The following is a 16,616-nucleotide window of genomic DNA, read 5'->3' on the forward strand; positions in this document are numbered from 1 at the left end:
GTGCCTATGAAGAGAAAGAAAATTGCCCTTGTACTTGCTCTGTTCTTTAGCTTCTTCCTGACAGCTTGTACTCAGAAGGCAAGTGATCCAAGTCAGGATAATTGGGCCAAATATCAAAAACAGGGTAGCATTACCATTGGCTTTGACAATACCTTTGTTCCCATGGGATTTGAGGAAAAGAATGGCCAGTATGCAGGTTTTGATATTGACCTAGCCCAAGCTGTCTCTGAAAAACTAGGAATTCAGATTAAATTTCAACCCATCGACTGGGATATGAAAGAAACCGAACTACAAAATGGTACCATTGATGCCATCTGGAATGGCTATACAGCTACAGATGAACGGAAAGAGAAGGTTGCTTTTACCATTCCTTACATGGAAAATCAACAAGTTTTGGTATCCAAAAAGTCTCAAAATATCCACTCAGTTCAGGATATGGCTGACAAAGTTTTAGGGGCTCAGGCTGGATCTTCTGGCTATTTGAATTTTGAAGGACAACCCGAACTACTCAAGAATCGAGTAAAAGATCAGAAGGCCAATCAATACCAAAGTTTTAATGAAGCCTTAATTGATTTGAAGAATGATCGGATTGATGCCCTTGTGATTGACCGGGTATATGCCAATTATTATCTCCAGTCTGAAGGAATATTAAATGACTACAATGTCTTTTCTGCTGGATTTGAAAGTGAAGCTTTTGCAGTGGGTGTTAGACCTGCTGATAAAACTTTGCTAGATGCTCTGAATCAAGCCTTTATCTCACTATACCAAGAAGGAAAATTCCAGGAAATCAGCCAGAAGTGGTTTGGGGAAGATGTAGCCACCAGTCAAGTTAAAAATCAAGAATAAGAAAAGAGATTGAGTTTTTTCTCAGTCTCTTTTTGCATTGAAAAATCCTCTGGAAAGTACCAGAGGATAAGAGCTTATTTCATTGTTGGGAAGAGCAATACATCACGGATAGTAGTTGTATCAGTGAGGAGCATGCAGAGACGGTCGATACCGATACCCAAACCACCTGTTGGTGGCATACCGTATTCAAGAGCCTCGATGTAGTCGTAATCGATACCTGTTGCTTCATCATCACCAAGTTCTTTAGCTTTGGCTTGAGCTTCGAAACGGCTAAGCTGGTCGATTGGGTCGTTCAACTCAGTAAAGGCGTTACCGTATTCCTTGGTCATAATGAAAAGCTCAAAGCGGTCAGTAAAGCGTTCGTCTTCAGGGTTCTTCTTAGCGAGTGGAGAGACAGCTACTGGATGACCGTAGACAAAGGTTGGTTGAATCAAGGTTTCTTCAACGAACTCTTCAAAGAAGGCGTTGATAATGTGACCAACTTCAGTGTAATGTTTCTCAACTGGAACTTTCTTCTCAGCAGCGATAGCTTTAGCTTCTTCGAAAGTCATGTCTTGCCAGAAGTCTACACCAGTAATTTCTTTGATGGCATCCACCATGTGAACGCGTTTGAATGGTTCGTTGATTTTGATTTCAGTTCCTTGATAGTTTACTGGACCATCGCCCTTAACTGCTTTAGCAGCGTGTTGGACAATGCCTTCGGTCAAATCCATGATATCTTGGAAGTCTGCATAAGCTTGGTAAACCTCGATAGAAGTGAACTCAGGGTTGTGAGTAGCATCCATTCCTTCGTTACGGAAGATACGGCCAATTTCATAGACACGCTCCATACCACCAACGATAAGGCGTTTCAAGTGAAGCTCAGTCGCGATACGAAGCACCATGTCAATGTTTTGGGCATTGTGGTGAGTGATAAATGGACGAGCAGCAGCACCACCAGCTTCATTGTGAAGAACAGGTGTTTCCACTTCAAGGAAACCTTTTTGGTCTAGATAACGACGGATTTCAGAGATGATTTTTGAACGAGTGACAAAGCGTTCAAAGCTTTCACGGTTAGAAATCAAGTCAAGGTAACGTTTACGATAAATTGTTTCAACGTCAGTCAAACCGTGGAATTTCTCAGGAAGCGGGCGAAGTGCTTTAGACAAGTGTGTGATGTGAGTTGCCTTGATAGAAAGTTCTCCCATATCTGTACGCATGACTTCACCTTCGACACCAAGGAAGTCACCGAGGTCAGCCTTTTTGAAGATTTCGTAGTTTTCTTCACCGACTTCATCTTTACGAACGTAGATTTGGATTTGACCTTCACGGTCTTGGAGATGGGCAAAGCCAACTTTCCCTTTACCACGTTTAGTTACTAAGCGTCCAGCGATAGTAGCAGTTTCATTTAGTTCATGTAATTGTTCTTTATCAAGTTCTGCAAATTTGTCTTTTAGTTCTTGAGAGTTAGCAGTACGTTCAAAACGTTTTCCGAAGGGATCGATTCCTTGTTCACGGAGCGCAGCCATTTTTTCACGGCGAACGATCTGCTGGTCATTTAGTTCTTCCATATGTTCTGTAGACATGGGTTCCTCCTAATTTTACTCAAAATTTGATACGATGAGTCATTTTTTGCGATACTCCCATTTTATCATAAATAGCAGAGAAATTCACGGATATTCTTTGAAAACTAAAAAGAACTTGACTATTAAGATCAAGTTCGATTATTTTTCTTGATAGGAAGTGTCATTCCATCTTTCCAGAGTGAAGGATTCAAAATCATTGGTCTCTAAAACTGTCAGACTAGCATTTGCCAAGCCTCCATCTTTGCGAAGGTGAGCCTCTTTATAGCCTAAGAGTGTACGCAGGCTAGCAGTGAGATTTGCCCCATGACCAACGATCAGAATGTTTTCAGCCGGACTTTCTTTCAGAGATTTGATAAACTGAATGGTTCGCTGAGTCGTAGAGTAGAGAGATTCGGCTTCAAACATCCTCGTATCAAACTGAGCCAGATTAGAGCGAAAGGCCTTGATTTGTTGAGGGTAGATGGCATTGAGCGTAGCAATTTTTAATCCCTCTAGTTTGCCAAGTTGCCATTCACGTAGGTCAGGAATGCTCTTCAAAGGACAAGGGGATTGGAGTTGACTTTGGATAATTTCAGCAGACTTAACTGCTCTGGGTAAGTCACTAGAATAAATCGTATCAAAATGAATTTCCTTGAGATGTTGACCCAGTTGTTTTAGTGTGTCAATGGACTCTGGAAGAAGGGGAGAGTCACCGCTAGCACCTTGAAAACGTCCTTCAAGATTCCAGACAGTCCGACCATGGCGGACAAAATAGAGTTTCATCAGTTGTTTTCCTCCAAGAGATCAGCAAAATCTGCTTTTACAAAGTTGGCTAAGTCTCGAGGTCGAATAATGATACTGTGCCCGACTTCTCCAGCAGAGACAATCATTTGGTCTAAATCCAAAGCAGTCTGATCAATAAAAATAGGATAATTGTGTTTTTGGCGAATGCCGACGGGGTTATTAGCCCCATGAATATAGCCTGTCGTTTTTTCTAGGTCTTTTTGTGGAATCATGCTGACTTTTTTATTACCAGAAACCTTTGCTAGTTTTTTCTCAGCGAGGTGTTCTGTTATGGGAACGATTCCGATGATTGGTCCCGTTTTGTCTCCTAATAGAGCCAAGGTTTTAAAGATATGAGTTCGATCATATTCCGAAGGAAGTTCACCCTCAAGCGCATTGATTTGAATACCAGAATGGTCAATACCCGCCTTGGTCAAGATTTGTTCGACCAAGGTTTTTTTAATCTTAACTTTCTTTGCCATTATTTATACTTATCCTCCAATTGACTCATCCAGATACCAAGCCAAATGCCAAGTGCAAAGAAGAAGGCGATGAGAACATAACTCACGATAGAAAGTCCAGTGTATTGGATACTTTCAGCACTTCCAGCATTTGGAATCAAAATCAAGAGGGTGCTTGATAGCACAATTCCAATGATAAAGTGATACACACGCGAGTGGTAGTTGTTCAAGGCGTGGTCCATTAATTTTGAAAAAACGATGAGGGTTGCTCCTGCACCAATCCCGATAGGAAGGAAGGTACCAAATAAATCAAAGGTCTTAAAGCCAGTTAACATTGGAGCATACAGTCCCAAAATCAAGAGTAGATTTGACGGACTTAAACCAGGTACCAAGATACCAAGTGCCAACAGAGCTCCCGCTAAGATGAAACTAGCGAAACTGGCACTGAGTGAACCAACAACAAAGTTTAGCGCGTAGAGCCCGACTCCTGAAAGGATAAAGGTGGTCCAAAACCAGAATAGGTCAATCTTATCGCGATCAGATTCTCGAGTAGATTCTTTAAGGAGACTTGGAACTGTACCGATGATAGCTCCAGCAAAGCTCCACAAAACATAGACTTGATAATTTTCTAGCAGATACTCGATTGGATAAGAAAACAAACCAATGCCTAGCAACATCCCGATTGCTACTGGGATAAAGTATAGGACATTCTCTTTAAAATCCTTAAAGGGATGAGCCAGAAAGCTAATCATTCGCTCATAAATCCCCAAAATAGCTGCTAAAACACCACCAGAAATTCCAGGTAGGATAAATCCTAAGGCGATGACGATTCCCTTAATAACTCTTGCAATCCATGAAAACATCATAAAATCCTCAATTTCATAAAATTCTTTCTCTATTCTATCAATTATAACACAGACGAGAAGAAAATGAAAAGACAAGTGAAAAAGAGAGCGATTTTCACTTGTCTTATGGTCTTAAAAATAGTTTTCTGAAGGTTTCTTCTTTTTCCTTCAAGGTAGAAATGAGATTAATATCTAAATGATGCTCAAATCCAGCAATTCTTCCTTTTGAAGTATACTGATGGAGGTCATAGTCTAAATCAGTATTAGGCGTGGTTTCAAAGTAACCTGAATTCGTTCCATAAGATGGAATCCAGACAGCAGAGAACTTATCTGTATTGATACTATGCTCTTGCATGAAATAAACACCGATGTAAATACCGATATTTTTAGCGCCAAGTGCTTCTAGTTTAGCTCTAAAAGCTTCAACACCTTCGTTCATATCAGACATTGTTTTTTCTTCAACATCAAGCCAGTAGTAACTAGGGTTATATGGAGAAGCAGCGTTGTAGAAAACCTCAGCAGCTTTTTCCATTTTTTCCTTACTAGTACCTGCTAGATAGGCATAAACAGCAACTGGAACATTGCGCTTTTGAAATTCTGAAATATGATTTATATAGGCTTTATCGACACCATTGGCATAGGCGGCATTATTTGTTTCAGTATGCTGACCCCCATTGTGGACACGAACAATAACACCAGAAATATTTTGAGATAAGGTATCGTAGTTGATTTCCTCAGGTCTTTGCCAACCAGAGACATCAATAATAGGTTTGTCAAGATTATGCAAGGCCTGATTTTCAACCTGGACTGCATTGGGTTTTGACTTGATAGGATGGTCTTCATAAGTTGGTCTATTGAGGATCAAAATAGCTATAAATATAGTAAATAAAGTAAAAATAATAGCTGGATGAATCTTTTTTCTCATATTTAAATAGTTTAACGTAAATAGATAAAAAAATCAAAGAAAACATCGGAAAAAGTGAATATATGAGCGTCTTTTCCCTATTTCTCTGTTTGTTTACTCCTAAGAAACTAAATTATGGTATAATATAAGGGAATTTCTAGAGAAAAGAGAAGATTATGTCAAATTATGCCATTATTTTAGCAGCGGGTAAAGGTACTCGCATGAAATCAGATCTTCCAAAGGTACTTCACAAAGTAGCTGGAATTTCGATGTTGGAGCATGTTTTTCGTAGTGTTGGTGCTATTCAACCTGAAAAAACAGTTACTGTAGTTGGTCACAAGGCAGAGCTAGTTGAGCAAGTATTAGCCGGTCAGACAGACTTTGTTACCCAATCAGAACAACTAGGAACTGGGCATGCTGTCATGATGGCAGAGCCTATTCTCCAAAATCGTACAGGCCACACATTGGTTATCGCTGGAGATACTCCTCTGATTACAGGTGAAAGCTTGAAAAACCTCTTGGATTTCCATATCAATCACAAAAATGTTGCGACGATTTTAACAGCTGAAGCGGCAAATCCTTTCGGATACGGTCGTATCGTCCGTAACGATAATGCTGAAGTTCTTCGTATTGTTGAGCAGAAAGATGCCACAGACTTTGAAAAGCAAATTAAGGAAATCAATACAGGAACTTATGTATTTGACAATGAGCGTCTTTTTGAAGCCCTTAAAAACATCAACACCAACAATGCCCAAGGTGAGTACTATATTACTGATGTGATTGGTATTTTCCGTAATGCGGGTGAGAAGGTTGGCGCCTATACTCTCAAGGATTTTGATGAAAGTCTTGGGGTAAATGATCGTGTAGCTCTTGCGACTGCGGAAGCAGTGATGCGTCGCCGTATCAATCAAAAGCACATGGTTAATGGTGTTAGTTTTGTCAATCCAGAAGCAACTTACATCGACATTGATGTTGAGATTGCTCCTGAAGTTCAAATCGAAGCCAACGTTACCTTGAAAGGTCAAACGAAGATTGGTGCGGAGACTATTTTAACAAATGGAACTTATATTGTAGATAGCACCATTGGATCTGGAGCTGTGATTACCAACTCTATGATTGAGGAAAGTTTGGTAGCAGACGGCGTGACTGTTGGTCCTTATGCCCATATTCGTCCAGGTTCAAGTCTGGCTGCTCAAGTTCACATTGGAAATTTTGTTGAAGTAAAAGGATCTTCAATCGGTGAAAATACCAAGGCGGGTCATTTGACTTATATTGGAAACTGTGAAGTGGGTAGCAACGTTAATTTCGGTGCAGGAACTATTACAGTCAACTACGATGGCAAAAATAAATACAAAACTGTCATTGGCAATAATGTCTTTGTTGGCTCAAACTCAACTATTATTGCTCCTGTAGAACTTGGGGATAATTCTCTGGTTGGAGCGGGTTCAACCATTACCAAGAATGTTCCTGCAGATGCCATTGCTATCGGCCGTGGACGACAAGTTAACAAAGATGAGTACGCAACACGCTTACCTCATCATCCTAAGAACCAGTAGGAGTTTGTCATGGAATTTGAAGAAAAAACGATTAGTAGGAAGGAAATCTATCAAGGTCCTATTTTCAAACTAGTACAAGACCAGGTGGAACTACCAGAAGGAAAGGGTACTGCCCAACGTGACTTAATTTTTCATAATGGAGCTGTTTGTGTACTAGCTGTGACAGCTGAAGACAAAATCGTTCTCGTTAAGCAATACCGAAAAGCTATCGAGGCGGTTTCTTATGAGATTCCTGCTGGTAAACTAGAACTTGGTGAAAATGCTGATCCAATGGCGGCGGCCCTTCGTGAATTGGAAGAAGAAGTTGCCTACACAGCTAAGTTAGAACTCTTATACGATTTCTATTCTGCAATTGGTTTTTGCAACGAAAAATTGAAACTCTACCTTGCAAGTGATTTGACTAAGGTAGATAATCCTCGTCCGCAAGACGATGATGAAACCTTGGAAGTTCTAGAAGTGAGTCTAGAGGAGGCCAAGAACCTGATCCAGTCAGGTCATATCTGTGATGCCAAGACCATTATGGCGATCCAGTACTGGGAACTACAAAAGAAATAGAGGAGAAACCCATGGGAAAACCTTTATTAACAGACGAAATGATTGAACGTGCCAATCGTGGTGAGAAAATCTCAGGACCACCTCTTCAAGATGATGAGGAAACAAAAATCCTACCAACGTCTTCACAACATTTTGGTTATTCACGTTCTAGAGACCACGGATTTAGTCAAGATACCTTAACAATCGAAGTAGAGCCAACGATTCATAAGAGTCGCCGCATTGAGAATACCAAGAGAAATGTTTTTAATTCGAAACTCAATCGCATCTTGTTTGCAGTTATCCTACTTTTGATTTTGTTAATTTTAGCGATGAAACTCTTGTAATTGAAAGGACTTGAAATGAAAATTGGAATCATTGCTGCCATGCCAGAAGAACTCGTATATTTGACTCAGAATTTGGATAAACCTCAAGAAGTCCAAGTCTTAGGAAATACATACTACACAGGCTCTGTTGGCAATACTGAAGTCGTTCTAGTTCAGAGTGGGATTGGAAAGGTCATGTCGGCTATGAGTGTAGCTATTCTAGCTGACCATTTCCAAGTAGAAGCCATCATCAATACAGGATCTGCAGGTGCTCTTGCTGAAGGGATTGCTGTTGGAGATGTAGTGATTGCGGATAAGTTGGCTTATCATGATGTGGATGTGACTGCTTTTGGCTATGCTTATGGCCAAATGGCGCAACAACCTCTTTACTTTGAATCAGATAAGGAATTTATCGCTAGGATTAAAGAAAACTTATCTCAGTTAGAACAGACATGGCACCTAGGCTTGATTGCTACAGGAGACAGTTTTATAGCTGGAGATGATAAAATTGCTAGTATCAAAACCCACTTTCCGGATGTTTTAGCAGTTGAAATGGAAGGGGCAGCCATTGCACAAGCGGCTCAGGCTCTTGGTCTACCTTTCCTAGTCATTCGTGCCATGAGTGACAATGCCAATCACGAAGCCTCTATCTCTTTTGATGAATTTATTATCGAAGCTGGACGTCGTTCTGCCCAAGTCTTACTAGCCTTTTTAAAAGCCTTAGATTAAGCGGAAATTTGACAGTTTATCTAGCTTATGATAAGATTTAAATAAAGAAAAGCTAGAAAACGTTTCAGAGGATATTATGAGTATTGAAATGACCGTCAGTGAGATTGCAGAGGTTTTAGGACTATCTCGTCAAGCAATCAACAATCGTGTCAAAGAACTTCCAGAAGAGGACACGAAAAAAAATGACAAAGGTGTAACTGTAGTTACTCGAAGTGGCTTGATCAAGCTAGAAGAAATCTATAAAAAAACGATTTTTGAAGATGAACCAGTCAGTGATGATGTTAAACAACGTGAACTGATGGAAATCTTGGTCGATGAGAAAAATGCTGAAATTCTTCGTTTGTACGAGCAGCTCAAGGCAAAAGACCGCCAGTTATCAGAAAAAGATGAACAGATGCGTATCAAAGACCGACAGATTGCTGAAAAGGACAAACAGTTGGACCAACAGCAACAGTTAACTCTTCAAGCGATGAAGGATCAAGAAACCTTGAAACTCGAGTTGGACCAAGCAAAAGAAGAAGTCCAAGCAACCAAAAAAGGCTTTTTTACTCGCCTTTTTGGAGGAAAATAAAGAAGCTGTTTGGGTTACTCACTAACCTAATGGCTTCTTTTATTATTTATAGTTTATTTTGGGTAGTAATTGAGGTAAATAATGGAAAAAATAAGAGATTATATCGCCTTTGATTTGGAATTCAATCAACACGAGGGGCTTACCCATTTAATTCAAGTATCGGCAGTCCGCTTTCAAGATGGACAAGAATGTGCTGCTTTTGATTCTTATGTTCATACTACAGCCCCATTGAAGAGTTTTATCAATGGTTTGACTGGAATCACAGCTGAAACCTTGAAAGATGCGCCAAAGGTAGAACAAGTTTTAAAGGACTTTCAGGCATTTGTTGGCGACTTACCTATTGTTGGTTACAATGCAGCTAAGAGTGATTTGCCTATTCTCTTGGAGCATGGCATTGATTATCGTGACCAGTATAAGGTCGACCTATATGATGAGGCTTTTGAACGCCGTAGTTCTGATTTACACGGCATAGCCAATCTTAAATTACAAACTGTAGCGAATTTTTTAGGCTTTCACGGGAAGTTTCATAACAGTTTAGAGGATGCCCGCATGACGGCGCGTGTTTACGAAGCTTTTTTGGAATCAGATGAAGGAAAGCTATTAATAGAAGACCAGAGTAGTTTTTCTATGAATAATCCTTTTGGTGGCTTAGATTTATCCCAATTTATAGACTAGGAGTGCTTATGAAACCTGAAAAACCTAAAAAGCTAGGTTTTAGGAAGATATACTATAACCTAGATAAGATTTTATTTCTATTTTTCTTGATATTTATGATGGTTGAGTTTGTCTGGCTACCATTAAATTCATGGATTGCTGGCATCCTTCTGAGACAAACCGGTTATTTGTTTATCTCCTACAATAACTTTTGGGCGATTATACAAGGCTCGCCTTTTATCAGTTTAGCCTTTCTCATCTTAATTGCAATCAATCTCCTGGTTGCCTATTTCCAGATTTGTCTTTTGTTTATAGGGGCTCGTCACCTTCTCTATCATGAAAAGAGAACTTTAATTGAGTACAGTAGAAAAGTATTTCACCAGAGCTTTCTATTCGTTAAGCGATTGAGCTTTTGTAAGATGGCCTTTGTCTTTTTTTACATTGCTTTGCTTTTCCCGTTCATCCGTAAGATTTTAAAAATCTACTACCTCAACAAGATTATTATCCCTGATTTTATTGTGAATTATTGGGAAGGTAAGCATTGGCTGGTAGGTCTGATGATCATAGCATCCGCTTGGATCTTTCTCTACATCTCTGTCCGATTTATGTTTGCCCTGCCTAAGATTCTCTTTGAAAGAAAGACAATAAGAGAAAGTGTGAAATATAGTCTCCAAAAGACAAAGAAAAATGTCCTTTTCTTCTCTTGGCATCTCTTACTCATTATTATTAAAACCTATCTCTTCTTCTTTGGTTTGTTAATTCCCTTGCTTTTTGCGCAAGCAGTGATGGATAATTTAACTCAAAAAGAATCCTTGATTCTCGGTGTGATTAATTTTGTCTTGATTAAAAATTTCCATTACATGACCCTGACTTATTTCCTAGTGAAGTTTGTTTCCTTCCTGACAGGAGAAGAACTAGAGATTATGCCAAGGCGAAAGAAAGATCATCTGATGAGATGGGGTGTCATGGGGTGTGCAAGCATCATCTTTGCCATAGAAGGCTACGTTTATCTGGAAACTCCAGATACCAATACACCTTTAGTGATTTCGCACAGAGGAGTAAGTAATAAAAACGGTGTTCAAAATACTGTGCAGTCTTTAGAAAAAACAGCTCAACTAAAACCAGATCTCATCGAAATGGATGTGCAGGAAACGAAAGACGGTCAGTTCGTGATGATGCACGATGCTAACCTCAAAAATTTAACAGGTATTAATGCTACACCGCAAGATTTGACTCTGGATGAATTAACAAATACAGATATTTACGAGAATGGTTATCAAACAAAGATTTCAAGCTTTGATGCCTATTTAGAGCGTGCAAATGCTTTAAACCAAAAATTGCTGATTGAGATTAAGACCAGTAAAAAAGATAGTCCGCAAATGATGGACCATTTCCTCGAAAAGTACGGAGCGACTATCAAGAAATATGGACACCAGATGCAATCGCTAGACTACCATGTGATTGATAAAGTGTTGACTTATGATTCTGAAATTCCAGTTTACTTTATTCTTCCCTATAACAGTATCTTCCCAAGAACCAAGGCAACTGGTTACACTATGGAGTACTCAACTTTGGACGAATACTTTGTCAATAAACTCTGGACAACTGATCAGAGACTCTATGTTTGGACCGTAAATGGTTCGGAGGCATTTGATAAAGCAGTTCGTCTCGGTGCAGATGGCATGATTACTGATGATCTTGAAATGGTCCAGTCACAAGTCACAATGGCTCAAGACGATCCGGAATATACGGAATTACTCTTAAAGAAAGCAATGGAATTCTTTGATTTCTAAGAAAAAAAAAGAGAAACAGATGTTTCTCTTTTTTTGTGGATTAGAAAGGCAATTTTCCAGCGAAAGCACCGAGTTTCTTCTTAGTCGTTTCATCAATTTGCTCAAGAGCAGCGTTAATTGCTTGCGCGGTCATATCTGAAAGTGTTTCGAGATCTTCTGAATCTACAACTGCTGGGTTGAAGTCAATGTTGACAACTTTTTTGTCACCAGTTAAGGTCGCTTGGACAAGCTCTTGAGCAGATTTTCCAACAAATTCCATGGCAGCGAGTTCTGCTTGGCTTTGTTCCATTTGTTTTTGAAGTTTTTGTGCTTGGCGCATCATGTTTTGCATGTTCATCATGGCGGTTTACAGTTCCCTTTTTTCTATTATTTTTCTTTTTATTTTATCAATTTTAGGAGCAAAAGTCTATTATTTGTTTAATTCATGAGATATATGACCTTTTATAATGAGTCTCTCAAACAACTTTTAAGAAATTTACTATGCACACCTAGTATTCTTTGCTAAACAAATAATTTCATTTAAGCTTTCTTTAAGGTTTCTATTATATTCTAAAGAACTCTATATTAACCGAACGTTGAATGGATAATATAGAGGATAACCTAATTTTATTTCTTGATTTATTATGGTCTTTCCGGATTTAGTAACACATTGTTCACTTTTTACCTTAAATGGTGTGTTGATTAGACTAAATGATTCACTGTCTTTTCTTCATGATGGAGGCAGATTGTGATATAATAGATGATAATGAGTTTTTTAGAATAAACTAAAGGAGAATATAAATGATCTATGCAGGAATCCTAGCCGGAGGAACTGGCACACGCATGGGAATCAGTAATTTACCAAAACAATTCTTGGAGTTGGGTGATCGTCCTATTTTGATCCACACAATTGAAAAATTTGTTTTGGAACCAAGTATTGAAAAAATTGTAGTTGGAGTTCATGGAGATTGGGTATCTCATGCTGAGGACTTGGTTGACAAGTATCTTTCTCTTCACAAGGATCGCATCATCATTACAAAGGGTGGTGCTGATCGCAATACCAGTATCGAGAAGATTATAGAAGCTATTGATGCCTACCGTCCAATCACTCCAGAAGATATCGTGATTACGCATGACTCTGTTCGTCCTTTTATCACACTTCGCATGATTCAGGACAATATCAAACTCGCCCAAAATCATGATGCGGTTGACACAGTAGTAGAAGCGGTTGATACCATTGTTGAAAGCACCAATGGTCAGTTTATCACTGATATTCCAAATCGTGCTCACCTTTATCAAGGTCAAACACCTCAAACCTTCCGATGCAAGGATTTCATGGACTTGTATGGATCCCTATCTGATAAAGAAAAGGAAATCCTGACGGATGCATGTAAGATTTTTGTTATCAAAGGGAAAGACGTTGCCCTAGCTAAAGGGGAATATTCAAACCTTAAAATCACAACTGTGACAGACTTGAAAATCGCGAAAAGCATGATTGAGAAAGACTAGGGCTATGATTAATCAAATTTATCAACTGACAAAACCAAAGTTTATCAATGTAAAATACCAAGAAGAGGACATTGATCAGGAGAATCATATCCTTATTCGTCCAAATTATATGGCGGTTTGTCATGCGGATCAGCGTTACTATCAAGGGAAGCGTGATCCAAAGATATTGGCTAAAAAGCTTCCTATGGCCATGATACACGAATCTTGTGGGACTGTTATTTCAGATCCAACTGGGACTTATGAAGTTGGTCAAAAGGTAGTTATGATTCCCAATCAACCGCCTATGCAGAGTGACAAGGAATTTTACGAGAACTACATGACAGGAACCTACTTCCTATCTAGTGGTCACGATGGTTTTATGCGAGAATTTGTCTCTCTTCCAAAAGACCGAGTCGTTTCTTATAATGATATCGAAGATACAGTTGCAGCAATTACTGAGTTTGTAAGTGTTGGTATGCATGCCATGGATCGTTTCTTAAATCTTGCTCATAGCAAGCGAGAGCGCATCGCAGTTATCGGAGATGGCAGTTTGGCCTTTGTGGTTGCTAATATTATCAATTACACCTTGCCAGAAGCAGAGATTATCGTCATTGGTCGCCATTGGGAAAAATTGGAGCTCTTCTCTTTTGCAAAAGAGTGCTACATTACTGATAATATACCAGAAGATTTAACCTATGATCATGGATTTGAGTGCTGTGGTGGGGATGGTACAGGCCCAGCTATCAATGACTTGATTCGCTATATTCGTCCACAGGGAACGATTCTCATGATGGGTGTGAGTGAATACAAGGTTAATATCAATACACGAGATGCTTTGGAAAAAGGATTGTTATTAGTGGGATCGTCTCGCTCTGGACGTGTTGATTTTGAGAAAGCCATTCAAATGATGGAAGTCAAGAAGTTTGCGAATCGTCTGAAAAATATTCTTTATGTTGAAGAACCAGTGAGAGAAATCAAGGACATTCACCGTGTCTTTGCTACAGACCTTAATACTGCTTTTAAAACAGTATTTAAGTGGGAAGTGTAGAAGATGGAGGTTAATTGTGGAGAAACTCATCAAAGAAAAAATTTCTTCTTTACTATCTGATGAAGAGGAAGTACTCAGTGTTGAACAGTTGGGAGGCATGACCAACCAAAACTATTTGGTTAAAACAACCAACAAACAGTATATTGTGAAATTTTTTGGTAAAGGGACTGAAAAACTCATCAATCGTCAAAATGAAAAGTACAATCTTGAACTTTTAGAGGATTTAGATTTAGATGTCAAAAATTACCTCTTTGATATTGAGTCAGGGATTAAAGTAAATGAATACATCGAATCAGCAGTAACTCTTGATTCAACATCTATCAAATCCAAGTTTGAAAAGATTGCACCAATTTTACAAACCATCCATGCTTCAGGGAAAGAATTAAGAGGAGAATTTGCTCCTTTTGAGGAAATCAGCAAATATGAATCCTTGATTGAGGGACCTATCCCTTATGAAAACTATGAAGCTGTAAGAAAAGATGTATTTTCACTAGAAAAGAGATTGGCTGATTTGAGTGTTGATAGAAAGTCCTGTCACATCGATTTGGTACCAGAAAACTTTATCGAGTCACCACAAGGTCGTTTGTATTTGATTGACTGGGAATACTCTTCTATGAATGACCCGATGTGGGATTTGGCAGCTCTTTTCTTAGAGTCTGAATTTACAAAGCAAGAGGAAGATGATTTCCTTTCCTACTATGAAAGTGACAAAACGCCTGTATCACGTGAGAAGATTCGTATCTATAAAATCTTGCAAGATACTATCTGGAGTTTGTGGACAGTGTACAAAGAAGCTCAAGGGGCTGATTTTGGAGATTACGGTGTCAATCGTTACCAAAGAGCTGTCGAAGGTTTGACTTATTATGGAGGTTAGGATGAAGAATAAAAATGGTGTTTCCTTTGGTCTGCTCTCTGGTATCTTCTGGGGATTAGGTCTAACAATTAGTGCTTATATCTTTTCAATTTTTACAAATCTTTCACCTTTTGTGGTGGCTGCTGCTCATGATTTCTTGAGTATCTTTATCTTGTTAGCTTTTCTTTTGGTAAAAGAAAGAAAAGTTCGTCTTTCGATTTTCTTAAATATTCGAAATGTGAGTGTAATTATCGGTGCTTTACTAGCAGGACCTATTGGTATGCAGGCCAATCTTTATGCGGTTAAATATATTGGTAGTTCTCTAGCTTCATCTGTATCGGCTATTTACCCAGCAGTTTCAGTTTTACTAGCCTTCTTCATTTTGAAACACAAGGTTTCAAAGAATACAGTATTTGGTGTTTTCTTGATTATTGCAGCGATCATTGCTCAAACCTACAAGGTTGAACAAGTTAACTCGTTTTACATTGGGATTCTTTGTGCCCTTATCTGTGCCATTGCCTGGGGGAGTGAAAGTGTTCTCAGCTCATATGCTATGGAAAGTGATTTAAGTGAAATTGAAGCCTTGTTAATCCGACAAGTAACCTCATTCTTGTCCTATCTTGTGATTGTGCTCTTTTCTCACCATTCGTTTGCAGAAGTGGCAGATGGGCAGTTACTAGGCCTCTTGCTTGTCTTTGCGGCCTTTAATATGATTTCCTACTTAGCTTATTATATCGCCATTAATCGCTTGCAACCTGCGAAAGCGACAGGTTTGAATGTGAGCTATGTAGTTTGGACTGTCTTATTTGCAGTTATTTTCTTGGGTGCACCGCTAGATATGCTGACAATCATCACTTCACTTATTGTTATGGCTGGTGTTTATATTATTATTAAAGAATAAAGGAGAATAGCGTGAAAGCAATTATCTTGGCAGCGGGGTTGGGAACTCGTCTGCGCCCTATGACTGAAAATACCCCTAAAGCCTTGGTTAAGGTCAACCAAAAACCTTTGGTAGAATACCAAATTGAATTTTTGAAAGAGCGTGGAATTGATGAGATTATCATTGTTGTCGGCTATCTCAAAGAACAATTTGACTACTTAAAAGAAAAATATGGTGTTCGTTTAGTCTTTAACGACAAGTATGCTGATTATAATAACTTCTACTCACTTTATCTAGTAAAAGAAGATTTAGCTAACAGCTATGTCATCGATGCGGATAACTATCTCTTCAAGAATATGTTTAGAAACGATCTAGAACGTTCTACTTATTTCAGTGTTTATCGTGAAGACTGTACAAACGAATGGTTCCTAGTTTATGGTGATGACTATAAGGTTCAAGACATTATTGTTGACAGTAAGGCAGGTCGTATTTTGAGTGGTGTATCATTCTGGGATACTCCAACTGCAGAGAAAATTGTTGGCTTTATTGATAAAGCTTACGAAAGTGGAGAATTTGTGGATCTCTACTGGGACAACATGGTTAAGGATAATATCAAAGAATTGGATGTCTATGTCGAAGAATTAGAAGGAAATAGCATCTATGAAATTGATAGTGTAAAGGACTACCATAAGTTAGAAGAGATTTTATCTACTATTGAGTAAGGAAAGAGAAGAAGGCTTGGGCCTTCTTTTTTTGTGGATTTTACAACAAGAATGTTTGATATTGATTGTATTCTTTAAATGAAACAAAAATTACAAAAAAAAG

19 protein-coding genes are annotated in these 16,616 nt (G+C 38.8%); 13 read left to right on the plus strand and 6 right to left on the minus strand.

Annotated features, from left to right (window positions below; all coding sequences use genetic code 11):
• Window positions 1-6: 6 nt before the first annotated feature.
• Entirely contained in the window at window positions 7-846 is an 840-nt protein-coding gene (locus AXF18_RS07545; RefSeq protein ID WP_065371746.1) for an amino acid ABC transporter substrate-binding protein, read from the plus strand.
• A 74-nt stretch (window positions 847-920) separates the two neighbouring features.
• On the opposite strand, the gene lysS is transcribed toward AXF18_RS07545, so the two are convergent.
• The 5 genes from lysS to AXF18_RS07570 all read right to left on the minus strand — a co-directional run bounded on the left by lysS (window position 921) and on the right by AXF18_RS07570 (window position 5,404).
• The gene (gene lysS, locus AXF18_RS07550; RefSeq protein WP_065371747.1) at window positions 921-2,411 is read right to left on the minus strand and encodes a lysine--tRNA ligase; all 1,491 of its coding nucleotides are present in this window, start codon (window positions 2,409-2,411) and stop codon (window positions 921-923) included.
• A 138-nt stretch (window positions 2,412-2,549) separates the two neighbouring features.
• Complete coding sequence (locus tag AXF18_RS07555) at window positions 2,550-3,173, minus strand: histidine phosphatase family protein (protein ID WP_000780822.1); 624 nt, start codon at window positions 3,171-3,173, stop codon at window positions 2,550-2,552.
• Complete coding sequence (locus AXF18_RS07560) at window positions 3,173-3,655, minus strand: aminoacyl-tRNA deacylase (protein ID WP_001085904.1); 483 nt, start codon at window positions 3,653-3,655, stop codon at window positions 3,173-3,175. The genes AXF18_RS07555 and AXF18_RS07560 overlap by 1 nt, the downstream gene beginning before the upstream one ends.
• Complete coding sequence (locus tag AXF18_RS07565; protein ID WP_065371748.1) at window positions 3,655-4,497, minus strand: DUF368 domain-containing protein; 843 nt, start codon at window positions 4,495-4,497, stop codon at window positions 3,655-3,657. Before AXF18_RS07565 ends, AXF18_RS07560 begins: the two co-directional genes overlap by 1 nt.
• Window positions 4,498-4,603: 106 nt before the next feature.
• A complete protein-coding gene (locus AXF18_RS07570) occupies window positions 4,604-5,404 on the minus strand; it encodes a glycoside hydrolase family 25 protein (protein WP_061421084.1) in 801 nt (266 codons plus the stop codon).
• Window positions 5,405-5,559: 155 nt separating this feature from the next.
• Here AXF18_RS07570 and glmU point away from each other — a divergent pair, with 155 nt between their 5' ends.
• The 7 genes from glmU to AXF18_RS07605 all read left to right on the plus strand — a co-directional run bounded on the left by glmU (window position 5,560) and on the right by AXF18_RS07605 (window position 11,543).
• Window positions 5,560-6,939, plus strand: a complete 1,380-nt coding sequence (gene glmU, locus AXF18_RS07575; protein WP_061587107.1) for a bifunctional UDP-N-acetylglucosamine diphosphorylase/glucosamine-1-phosphate N-acetyltransferase GlmU — start codon at window positions 5,560-5,562, stop codon at window positions 6,937-6,939.
• A 9-nt stretch (window positions 6,940-6,948) separates the two neighbouring features.
• Window positions 6,949-7,494, plus strand: a complete 546-nt coding sequence (locus AXF18_RS07580) for an NUDIX hydrolase (protein ID WP_061587106.1) — start codon at window positions 6,949-6,951, stop codon at window positions 7,492-7,494.
• An 11-nt stretch (window positions 7,495-7,505) separates the two neighbouring features.
• On the plus strand, window positions 7,506-7,817 hold the full coding sequence (gene macP, locus AXF18_RS07585; protein WP_000517872.1) for a cell wall synthase accessory phosphoprotein MacP: 312 nt from the start codon (window positions 7,506-7,508) through the stop codon (window positions 7,815-7,817).
• 15 nt (window positions 7,818-7,832) lie between these two features.
• Complete coding sequence (locus AXF18_RS07590; protein WP_065371749.1) at window positions 7,833-8,525, plus strand: 5'-methylthioadenosine/adenosylhomocysteine nucleosidase; 693 nt, start codon at window positions 7,833-7,835, stop codon at window positions 8,523-8,525.
• Window positions 8,526-8,601: 76 nt separating this feature from the next.
• Entirely contained in the window at window positions 8,602-9,096 is a 495-nt protein-coding gene (gene rocS / locus AXF18_RS07595; RefSeq protein ID WP_000021253.1) for a chromosome segregation protein RocS, read from the plus strand.
• A gap of 81 nt (window positions 9,097-9,177) precedes the next feature.
• A complete protein-coding gene (locus tag AXF18_RS07600) occupies window positions 9,178-9,771 on the plus strand; it encodes a 3'-5' exonuclease (protein ID WP_065371750.1) in 594 nt (197 codons plus the stop codon).
• An 8-nt stretch (window positions 9,772-9,779) separates the two neighbouring features.
• The gene (locus AXF18_RS07605) at window positions 9,780-11,543 is read left to right on the plus strand and encodes a glycerophosphoryl diester phosphodiesterase membrane domain-containing protein (RefSeq protein ID WP_049501491.1); all 1,764 of its coding nucleotides are present in this window, start codon (window positions 9,780-9,782) and stop codon (window positions 11,541-11,543) included.
• 40 nt (window positions 11,544-11,583) lie between these two features.
• Here AXF18_RS07605 and AXF18_RS07610 read toward each other — a convergent pair whose 3' ends face one another.
• Window positions 11,584-11,883: a YbaB/EbfC family nucleoid-associated protein gene (locus tag AXF18_RS07610; protein ID WP_057489059.1), complete on the minus strand. Its 300-nt coding sequence runs from the start codon at window positions 11,881-11,883 to the stop codon at window positions 11,584-11,586.
• Window positions 11,884-12,323: 440 nt separating this feature from the next.
• Between AXF18_RS07610 and AXF18_RS07615 the strand changes: the two genes are divergently transcribed.
• Genes AXF18_RS07615 through AXF18_RS07635 form a run of 5 tightly spaced genes read left to right on the plus strand, consistent with a single transcriptional unit; the run spans window position 12,324 to window position 16,513 of the window.
• A complete protein-coding gene (locus AXF18_RS07615; protein ID WP_065371751.1) occupies window positions 12,324-13,031 on the plus strand; it encodes a 2-C-methyl-D-erythritol 4-phosphate cytidylyltransferase in 708 nt (235 codons plus the stop codon).
• 4 nt (window positions 13,032-13,035) lie between these two features.
• A complete protein-coding gene (locus AXF18_RS07620; protein ID WP_065371752.1) occupies window positions 13,036-14,058 on the plus strand; it encodes a ribitol-5-phosphate dehydrogenase in 1,023 nt (340 codons plus the stop codon).
• A 16-nt stretch (window positions 14,059-14,074) separates the two neighbouring features.
• Window positions 14,075-14,932 carry a phosphotransferase family protein gene (locus AXF18_RS07625; RefSeq protein WP_000413087.1) on the plus strand — a complete coding sequence of 286 codons (858 nt, stop codon included), beginning with the start codon at window positions 14,075-14,077 and terminating at the stop codon, window positions 14,930-14,932.
• Window position 14,933: 1 nt separating this feature from the next.
• A complete protein-coding gene (locus AXF18_RS07630) occupies window positions 14,934-15,812 on the plus strand; it encodes a DMT family transporter (RefSeq protein ID WP_000791843.1) in 879 nt (292 codons plus the stop codon).
• A gap of 11 nt (window positions 15,813-15,823) precedes the next feature.
• Window positions 15,824-16,513: a CTP--phosphocholine cytidylyltransferase gene (locus AXF18_RS07635; RefSeq protein WP_049501490.1), complete on the plus strand. Its 690-nt coding sequence runs from the start codon at window positions 15,824-15,826 to the stop codon at window positions 16,511-16,513.
• The last annotated feature ends 103 nt before the right edge of the window (window positions 16,514-16,616 follow it).

Origin of the sequence: Streptococcus sp. oral taxon 064 (assembly GCF_001683375.1) — a bacterium.
Classification (GTDB): Bacteria; Bacillota; Bacilli; order Lactobacillales; family Streptococcaceae; genus Streptococcus; species Streptococcus oralis_S.

Excerpts from the sequence above, each read along its gene's own strand:
- AXF18_RS07545 (WP_065371746.1), top strand. The coding sequence starts at position 7 with ATGAAGAGAAAGAAAATTGCCCTTGTACTTGCTCTGTTCTTTAGCTTC.
- lysS (WP_065371747.1), bottom strand. The coding sequence starts at position 2,411 with ATGTCTACAGAACATATGGAAGAACTAAATGACCAGCAGATCGTTCGC.
- AXF18_RS07555 (WP_000780822.1), bottom strand. The coding sequence starts at position 3,173 with ATGAAACTCTATTTTGTCCGCCATGGTCGGACTGTCTGGAATCTTGAA.
- AXF18_RS07560 (WP_001085904.1), bottom strand. The coding sequence starts at position 3,655 with ATGGCAAAGAAAGTTAAGATTAAAAAAACCTTGGTCGAACAAATCTTG.
- AXF18_RS07565 (WP_065371748.1), bottom strand. The coding sequence starts at position 4,497 with ATGTTTTCATGGATTGCAAGAGTTATTAAGGGAATCGTCATCGCCTTA.
- AXF18_RS07570 (WP_061421084.1), bottom strand. The coding sequence starts at position 5,404 with ATGAGAAAAAAGATTCATCCAGCTATTATTTTTACTTTATTTACTATA.
- glmU (WP_061587107.1), top strand. The coding sequence starts at position 5,560 with ATGTCAAATTATGCCATTATTTTAGCAGCGGGTAAAGGTACTCGCATG.
- AXF18_RS07580 (WP_061587106.1), top strand. The coding sequence starts at position 6,949 with ATGGAATTTGAAGAAAAAACGATTAGTAGGAAGGAAATCTATCAAGGT.
- macP (WP_000517872.1), top strand. The coding sequence starts at position 7,506 with ATGGGAAAACCTTTATTAACAGACGAAATGATTGAACGTGCCAATCGT.
- AXF18_RS07590 (WP_065371749.1), top strand. The coding sequence starts at position 7,833 with ATGAAAATTGGAATCATTGCTGCCATGCCAGAAGAACTCGTATATTTG.
- rocS (WP_000021253.1), top strand. The coding sequence starts at position 8,602 with ATGAGTATTGAAATGACCGTCAGTGAGATTGCAGAGGTTTTAGGACTA.
- AXF18_RS07600 (WP_065371750.1), top strand. The coding sequence starts at position 9,178 with ATGGAAAAAATAAGAGATTATATCGCCTTTGATTTGGAATTCAATCAA.
- AXF18_RS07605 (WP_049501491.1), top strand. The coding sequence starts at position 9,780 with ATGAAACCTGAAAAACCTAAAAAGCTAGGTTTTAGGAAGATATACTAT.
- AXF18_RS07610 (WP_057489059.1), bottom strand. The coding sequence starts at position 11,883 with ATGATGAACATGCAAAACATGATGCGCCAAGCACAAAAACTTCAAAAA.
- AXF18_RS07615 (WP_065371751.1), top strand. The coding sequence starts at position 12,324 with ATGATCTATGCAGGAATCCTAGCCGGAGGAACTGGCACACGCATGGGA.
- AXF18_RS07620 (WP_065371752.1), top strand. The coding sequence starts at position 13,036 with ATGATTAATCAAATTTATCAACTGACAAAACCAAAGTTTATCAATGTA.
- AXF18_RS07630 (WP_000791843.1), top strand. The coding sequence starts at position 14,934 with ATGAAGAATAAAAATGGTGTTTCCTTTGGTCTGCTCTCTGGTATCTTC.